The 6,626-nt window shown below is 73.5% G+C and carries 7 protein-coding genes; 4 read left to right on the forward strand and 3 right to left on the reverse strand.

Annotated features, from left to right (window positions below):
• Positions 1–86: 86 nt before the first annotated feature.
• Complete coding sequence (locus tag ABZ641_RS22165; RefSeq protein ID WP_344624098.1) at positions 87–1,724, reverse strand: M4 family metallopeptidase; 1,638 nt, start codon at positions 1,722–1,724, stop codon at positions 87–89.
• Between the two features lie 278 nt (positions 1,725–2,002).
• Between ABZ641_RS22165 and ABZ641_RS22170 the strand changes: the two genes are divergently transcribed.
• The gene (locus ABZ641_RS22170; RefSeq protein WP_344624097.1) at positions 2,003–2,539 is read left to right on the forward strand and encodes a GNAT family protein; all 537 of its coding nucleotides are present in this window, start codon (positions 2,003–2,005) and stop codon (positions 2,537–2,539) included.
• A 67-nt stretch (positions 2,540–2,606) separates the two neighbouring features.
• On the opposite strand, the gene ABZ641_RS22175 is transcribed toward ABZ641_RS22170, so the two are convergent.
• Positions 2,607–3,500: a LysR family transcriptional regulator gene (locus ABZ641_RS22175; protein WP_344624096.1), complete on the reverse strand. Its 894-nt coding sequence runs from the start codon at positions 3,498–3,500 to the stop codon at positions 2,607–2,609.
• Between the two features lie 215 nt (positions 3,501–3,715).
• On the opposite strand from ABZ641_RS22175, the gene ABZ641_RS22180 reads away from it, so the two are divergent.
• Both ABZ641_RS22180 and ABZ641_RS22185 read left to right on the forward strand, forming a co-directional pair.
• Complete coding sequence (locus tag ABZ641_RS22180; RefSeq protein ID WP_359984198.1) at positions 3,716–4,945, forward strand: serine hydrolase domain-containing protein; 1,230 nt, start codon at positions 3,716–3,718, stop codon at positions 4,943–4,945.
• Positions 4,946–5,004: 59 nt separating this feature from the next.
• The gene (locus ABZ641_RS22185) at positions 5,005–5,442 is read left to right on the forward strand and encodes a hypothetical protein (RefSeq protein WP_344624094.1); all 438 of its coding nucleotides are present in this window, start codon (positions 5,005–5,007) and stop codon (positions 5,440–5,442) included.
• 33 nt (positions 5,443–5,475) lie between these two features.
• On the opposite strand, the gene ABZ641_RS22190 is transcribed toward ABZ641_RS22185, so the two are convergent.
• Positions 5,476–6,333: an AraC family transcriptional regulator gene (locus ABZ641_RS22190; protein ID WP_359984201.1), complete on the reverse strand. Its 858-nt coding sequence runs from the start codon at positions 6,331–6,333 to the stop codon at positions 5,476–5,478.
• 50 nt (positions 6,334–6,383) lie between these two features.
• Here ABZ641_RS22190 and ABZ641_RS22195 point away from each other — a divergent pair.
• A partial coding sequence (locus tag ABZ641_RS22195; protein WP_359984204.1) for an SDR family NAD(P)-dependent oxidoreductase occupies positions 6,384–6,626 on the forward strand: 243 nt, incomplete at its 3' end.

Consider the following 6,626-nt stretch of genomic DNA (forward strand, 5'->3'; position numbering starts at 1 on the left):
GTATCCGTTCCACGGCAGCTGGGCGAGCTTGTCCACGGTCGCGATCAGCATGGCGGGCGCGAGCCGGTAGATCTCCTCGCCGGTGCTCAGCTCACGTTGACCGCCGACCAGGCGGCGGCGACCGCCGCGTACTCGGCGCTGCCGGCGCCGAACAGGTCGGTCGCGGCCTTGAGGGTGGCCGTCCGGGCACCGGAGTAGTTGGTGGTGGACGTCATGTAGACGGTCAGCGCCCGGTACCAGACCTTGCCCAGGGCGTCCCGGCCGATCCCGCCGACCGTCGACCCGTTGCAGGTCGGGCTGTTGTACGAGACTCCGTTGACCACCTTCGCGCCGCTGCCCTCGGCCAGCAGGTACGCGAAGTGGTTGGCCACGCCCGAGGAGTAGTGCACGTCGAGGTTGCCGACGCTCGAACTCCAGCAGTCCGCCGACTTGGTGTCCCTGGAGGGCTGGTCCATGAAGCGCAGCGCGGGCTTGCCGAAGCCGGGCTGCACGATCTCCTCGCCGATCAGGTAGTCGCCCGGGTCGGACGCGTTGGCCGCGTACCACTCGACCAGCGTGCCCATGATGTCCGAGGTCGCCTCGTTCAACCCGCCGGACTCGCCCGAGTAGTTGAGCTTCGCACTGCGCGAGGTGACGCCGTGCGACATCTCGTGCCCGGCCACGTCCAGCGACACCAGCGGTCCGAAGGTCGAGCCGTCGCCGTCGCCGTACGTCATGCAGAAGCAGCTGTCCTGCCAGAAGGCGTTGTTGTAGTTGCTGCCGTAGTGCACCCGGTTGTACGAGCCCTTGCCGTCGCCGGCGATGCCGGAGCGGCCGTGCACGTTCTTGTAGTAGTCCCAGGTGGTGTTGGTGCCGTACTGCGCGTCGACGGCGGCGGTCGCCCGGTCGGTGTTGGCGCCGGTGCCCCAGTGGTTGTCCGCGTCGGTGAACAGCGTGGCGGGCGCCCGGCTGAAGCAGATCGAACCGAAGCACAGGTCGGTCTTGTTGGCCGCGTCGCCGGTGTAGGTGTTGCCGCGGGTCGGGTCCTTCAGCTGGAAGGTGCTGCCGGAGGCGGTCGTCTCCAGCGGCACCGTCCCGCCGTACAGCGAGGCGCCGTCGCCGGCGGCCGTCTCCAGGCCGTCCCAGGCGTCGATCCGGGCGCCCGTGCGGGCGTCGGTCAGCACCGTCCGCGCCACCGGGTTGCCCAGGTAGTCGGTGCCGGAGGCGGTGGTCTGCCAGGCCAGCCGCGGCTTCCCGGAGCGGGCGTCCACCACCAACTGCGGCTGCGCGCCCTGCTGGACGGTGGTCCGGCCGGGCACGGCACGGACGAGCTCGCCGTTCGCCTGCGCGGCCGCGGCCTCCTTCGGGACGGACGGCGTGGTCGACGGCACCGCCAGGTCGGTGCTCGCCGCCCGGTCCGCGCCGCGGTAGGAGCCGTCCGGGCCCAGGTGCACCACCAGGTCGCCGCCGAGCACCGGCAGGCCGGCGTAGCTGCGGTCGAACCGGACGTGCCGGCTGCCGTCGGCATCCGTGACGACGTCCCGGACGGAGCTGGACTGGCGTTCGGTGACGCCGAGTTGGGCGGCGTGCGAGGCCATCGCGGCCTCGGCCCGGGCCACCGCGGCCGCCTGCGGCCCCGGCGTCGGACGGTCGGTCGCACCCGCCGCCGGCGAGGCGACGGACACCAGTGCACCCGCCACGACGGCGACGGCGGTGGCCACGGCAGTGCTGCGGGGAATGCGCATCGTGCTCCTCGGAGTGTGGGGAGGTACGGGCACCGCGAGGGGTGTGCACGGCGCCCGGGGAGCGTTGGCGCTGAACCTGAGAGGGGGCACGGCGGGAGGGTGCCGCCGGAGTACGTTGTTTTACATGTCCAGGACAGTTCCCGTAAAGACCGCCCACGGAACGACTTGTGAGGGACAGTCACGAGAGGCGCGGACCCGCGTGTGGAAGAGTCGGGGGCGTTGCCCGTGCCGGCCACCTGGGGTCGAACCCCGTGGCCGAGAGGATCAGGAGCCGTTCCATGCCCGAGGAGATCACCCTGCGCCCGGTGACCGCCGACGATCTCGACCTGTTCGAGAGCGAGTTCAACGGGCCGGAGGGGACGGGCCCGTACCAGTGGTTCGGCTTCGGCTCACCGGCCGGTCTGCGCCGGCAGTTCGCGGAGAACGGCCTGCTCGGCCCCGACGGCGGCGTGCTCTCCGTCGCGGAGGCCGGCCGGACGGTGGGCCGGGTCGAGTGGTTCGCCGGCACGTGGGGACGGCCCGCCACCTCCACCTGCTGGACCCTGGCGATCGGGCTGGTGCCCGCCGCGCACGGCCGCGGCACGGGCACCCGGGCCCAACAGCTGCTGGCCGACTACCTCTTCGACCACACCAGGGCCGAACGGCTCCAGGCATGGACGGACTGCGCCAACCTCGCCGAGCAGCGCGCCCTGGAGAAAGCGGGTTTCGTCCGGGAGGGCGTGCTGCGCTCCGCGCAGTGGCGCGGCGGCCGGTGGCACGATCAGGTGATCTTCTCCATGCTCCGCACGGAGCGGCCCGGCGGCGCATCGAGCTGACCGTGCGGCAGCGACCGGCCTGACGGACGGTCGGGTTCTGTCCGGCGGATCACGCGACGGGCTCGGGTCAGGGCTTCTCGTCGGCGAGTTCGCACATCAGGTCGACGAGAGCCGTGACGGCGGCCGACGGCCCGTTGCTCGGCCACAGCACGCCGTAGTCGAGGGCCGGCCCGTCACGGAAGGGAACGAACGCGATGCCGGGCCGGTCGTGGTACTGCGCGGCGCGCACGGCCACGACCGACACTCCGAGACCCGCGGCGACCATGGCGGTGGTCTCGGGCCAGAACGTGTACACGGGTCCTCGGGGGACGGGACGCCCCGACGGGGTATGGGTGGGCAGGTGGAAGTCCAGCAGGGATTTCGGGAAGGTGCCCCGCGGGGTGATCAGCGGGGCGGCGGCCAGGTCCTCCAGTGACACGCTGCTGCGCCGGGCCAACGCGTGGCCGGCCGGGACCATCAGCGCCCGCGGCTCGGACAGCAGCACGGGTCCGCTGGTGATGCCGGGCTCGCGTACGGGGAACTCGCTCACCTGCACGTCGAGCTCGCCGCGCCGCAGCGGGCCGAGCGGGTCGTCGAACTGGATCTCGAGGATCTGCACGGTGCACCCGGCGTGCCGGCTGCGGAGGACCTCGGCCGCGCGGAGGACCAGATCGGCGCACCAGGGAGTCGAGTAGCCGACGCGCAGCGGACCGGTGATGCCGCGCGCCCCGGCGACGGCCCGGTCGATGGCCTGCTGGATCTGCAGCCGGGCGGGCAGCAGGTCGTCGCACAGCTGTTGGCCGAGCGCGGTGAGGCGGACGGTGCGGGAGGTGCGTTCGAACAGCGGCGCGCCGATGCGCCGTTCCTGCTTCTTGATGGCATGGCTGACCCGGGACGGGGTGATGTGCAGCCGCTCGGCGGTGCGCCCGAAGTGCAGTTCCTCGGCCAGCGCCAGGAAGATCTCGATGTCGCGCAGTTCCATGCCGCCTCCTGATCATGAACCTAGCGGTCAATGCTGCGTTGACACAACGCGCATCGATGACCGGCCGGGCAACGCAGCCTTGCCGACTTCGCCGTTGTTCGTCCCCAGGGGCGCCCGCCAGGCTGAGGGCCGGTGTCCGAGAGGCGGTGACCCGGCCGGGTGCCGGTCCCCCGCGGCGCGCCGCAGATCGACCACCGAACGCAAGGAGACCCGTGATGGGAACGCGTACGACCGGCTTCTCGAAGACGGGACTGCAGAGGGTGCGCGACGTGCTCGCGCGGCACGTCGAGTCGGGGCGTATACCCGGCGTCGTCGCGCTGGTGAGCCGAGGCGAGGAGACGCACGTCGAGGCGCTCGGGGCGATGCACCACGGCGGCGGCGCGCCGATGCGCCGGGACACGGTCTTCCGGATGGCCTCCACCTCCAAGCCGGTCACCATGGCTGCGGCCGTGGTCCTGCTGGACGAGTGCCGGCTGCGCCCGGACGACCCGGTGGAGCAGTGGCTGCCGGAGCTGGCCGACCGGCAGGTGCTGAAGCGGATCGACGGCCCGCTGGACGACACCGTGCCGGCGCGCCGGCCGATCACCGTACGGGACGTGCTCACCTGCACCTTCGGCCTCGGCATGGATATGACGTCGCTCGGCACGCCGATCATGAACGCCGTCTTCGAGCAGGGGCTCACCCCCGACCTGCCGACCCCGATGCCCGAGCCGGACGAATGGATGCGCCGCCTCGGCACGCTCCCGCTGATGCACCAGCCGGGCGAGCGCTGGCAGTACCACATCGGCAGCGACCTGCTCGGCGTGCTCGTCGCCAGGGTCACCGGCCTGCCGTTCGAGACCTTCCTGCGCGAGCGCGTCCTCGACCCGCTGGGTATGACGGACACCGGCTTCCACGTGCCCGCCGACAGGACCGGCCGCCTGCCCACCCTCTACGCCCCCGACCCGCGGACGGGCGGGTTCACGGTGTGGGACGAGGCGACGGACGGACGCTGGAGCAAGCCCCCGGCGTTCCCGGGCGGCGGTGGCGGCCTGGTCTCCACCGCCGACGACTACCACGCCTACTTCCGGATGCTGCTGAACGGCGGCCTCCACGAGGACGAGCGGATCCTGTCCCGGCCCGCGGTCGACCTGATGACGACCAACCGCCTCACGCCCGAGCAGAACGCCGCGCGTACCGCCATGGCCCTCGACAACGTGCACCTGTCCTTCGGCCAGGGACAGCACGGCGGTTGGGGCCTCGGCATGGCGGTGCGCACCTACCGCGGCGACTACGCGCCGGTCGGACAGTTCGGTTGGGACGGCGGAAGCGGCACCTCGACCTACGCCGACCCGGAGTACGGGGTCACCGGGATCCTGCTCACCCAGGTCGGCCTGTCCGTCCCCAACGCCGCCCACCTCATCCACGACTTCTGGACCACCGTCTACCAGGCCGTCGACTACTGACACCGACCCGGCAGGCAGTCGTACAGGACTTCCCCGCCGGAGACGAAGGAGCACACACGATGTCCCTCACCCTGACCGACGAGGACAGGACCACCCTGCGGACCGCCGCGTACGGTGCCGTCGAGCTGATGGCCGCCGCCGGCGCCACCGGCTCCCCCCACAGGATCGCCGCCGCCGGATCGATCGCCCTGGCCTCCGCGACCGGGCCGGTCGGACACGTCCTTGCCGCGAAGGGCAAGGGCGTGGCCCTGCACGGCACGTCCGTGGCCGAACTCGCCGACCAGGTGCTGCCGGCCCTCACCGCAGCCATGGCGCTGCTCGACCGGCAGGATCCCGCAGAGGCCGACAACTTCCGCGACACCGTCCTCCTCGCCCTCGAAGCCGGCCGGGTCCACGAGGCTCGACCCGCCCCCGTCCTGGCGGACATCGCGCGCAGGATCACCGCAGCCCTCGGCGCCGTCGGGCCGGCCGGTCGCGACAGCAGCCCGGTCGGCTGAGTCCGGCGCGCCACCGCCCGCCCGGCGGCACACTCACCCGAACGCCGTCAGGTCCGGCTCAGGGGCGAGTCGGAAGGCGGACGGGGTGCGGCCGTGGCGGGCGGCGAACCGGTGGGTCAGGTGGGCGTGGTCGGTGAAGCCCGCCATGGCCGCGACCTGGGCCAGCGGCAGGGCCGTCCGGCGGACCAACTGCCCGGCCACGTCCAGCCGGACACCCAGCACCTCCGCCTGGAACGTGCTCCCGCCGCGGGCCAGTTCACGCTGCAGCGTCCGCGGCGAGAGCTGCAGCGCGCCCGCCGCCACCGACAGCCGCCACCCGGCGGCCGGATCCCGCCGCACCGCCGCCCGCAACCGCTCCACCGCCGTCGCGGCCGGCTCCGCGCCGTCCCACTCCAGCCGCCAGTCCGCCGCGCGGCTCCCACCGCGCACCCGGACCCGCCGCCCCACCCGGGCCCGAGCCGCAGCACCCTGCACCGCCCGGACGAACAGCGACTCCGCCCCCGCCGGCTCCCCACCCAGACGGGCACGGTGACTGACCGCCAGAAAGCCCGGCCCCGCCACCAGCGCCGTCCGGTGCCCCAGGTGCAGCCAGGCCTCCAGCCGTCCGGCCGCCTCCGCCAGCGACTCCGGCCCCGCCGCCCGCCGCGGCGTCCCGAACACCGCCAGCAGCCGGTCCGCGGCCTCCTGCAGACCGGGCCCGCCCGCGGAGGCCCACAACTCGCCCACCAGCAGCGCATGCAGCCGCTCCGGCGCGGCCCGCCCGGCCGCCAGCAGCTCCGCCACCCGCTCCGCCGTCCGCCCGGAGGCGGACCGGTCGCCGAGCGAGGCCAGCACCGCCGCGGTCATCGCCGGATGCACGGTGCGGCCGGGTTCGACGGGGCGGCTGGGCATGGCGCGATCGTACAAGCGGCGCGCCGTGGTCCGGCGGCAGCATGGCGGCCATGGACCTCAGCACCACGCGCATCCTCGTCACCGGTGGCACCAGCGGAGTCGGCCGGGCCCTCGCCGGCGCACTGACCGCCCGCGGCGCCACCGTCGCCACCTGCGGCCGCACCGTGCCGCCCGGCACCGACCTCGCCTTCACCGCCGACCTGGCCGAACCCGGCGCCGCCGCCCGCGTGGTGGAGCAGGCCGCCGCCCGGCTCGGCGGACTCGACGTCGTGATCGCCAACGCCGGTGTCCAG

It is taken from the genome of Kitasatospora sp. NPDC007106 (genome assembly GCF_040634455.1).
Lineage (GTDB): Bacteria > Actinomycetota > Actinomycetes > Streptomycetales > Streptomycetaceae > Kitasatospora > Kitasatospora arboriphila.

Excerpts from the sequence above, each read along its gene's own strand:
- ABZ641_RS22165 (WP_344624098.1), bottom strand. The coding sequence starts at position 1,724 with ATGCGCATTCCCCGCAGCACTGCCGTGGCCACCGCCGTCGCCGTCGTG.
- ABZ641_RS22170 (WP_344624097.1), top strand. The coding sequence starts at position 2,003 with ATGCCCGAGGAGATCACCCTGCGCCCGGTGACCGCCGACGATCTCGAC.
- ABZ641_RS22175 (WP_344624096.1), bottom strand. The coding sequence starts at position 3,500 with ATGGAACTGCGCGACATCGAGATCTTCCTGGCGCTGGCCGAGGAACTG.
- ABZ641_RS22180 (WP_359984198.1), top strand. The coding sequence starts at position 3,716 with ATGGGAACGCGTACGACCGGCTTCTCGAAGACGGGACTGCAGAGGGTG.
- ABZ641_RS22185 (WP_344624094.1), top strand. The coding sequence starts at position 5,005 with ATGTCCCTCACCCTGACCGACGAGGACAGGACCACCCTGCGGACCGCC.
- ABZ641_RS22190 (WP_359984201.1), bottom strand. The coding sequence starts at position 6,333 with ATGCCCAGCCGCCCCGTCGAACCCGGCCGCACCGTGCATCCGGCGATG.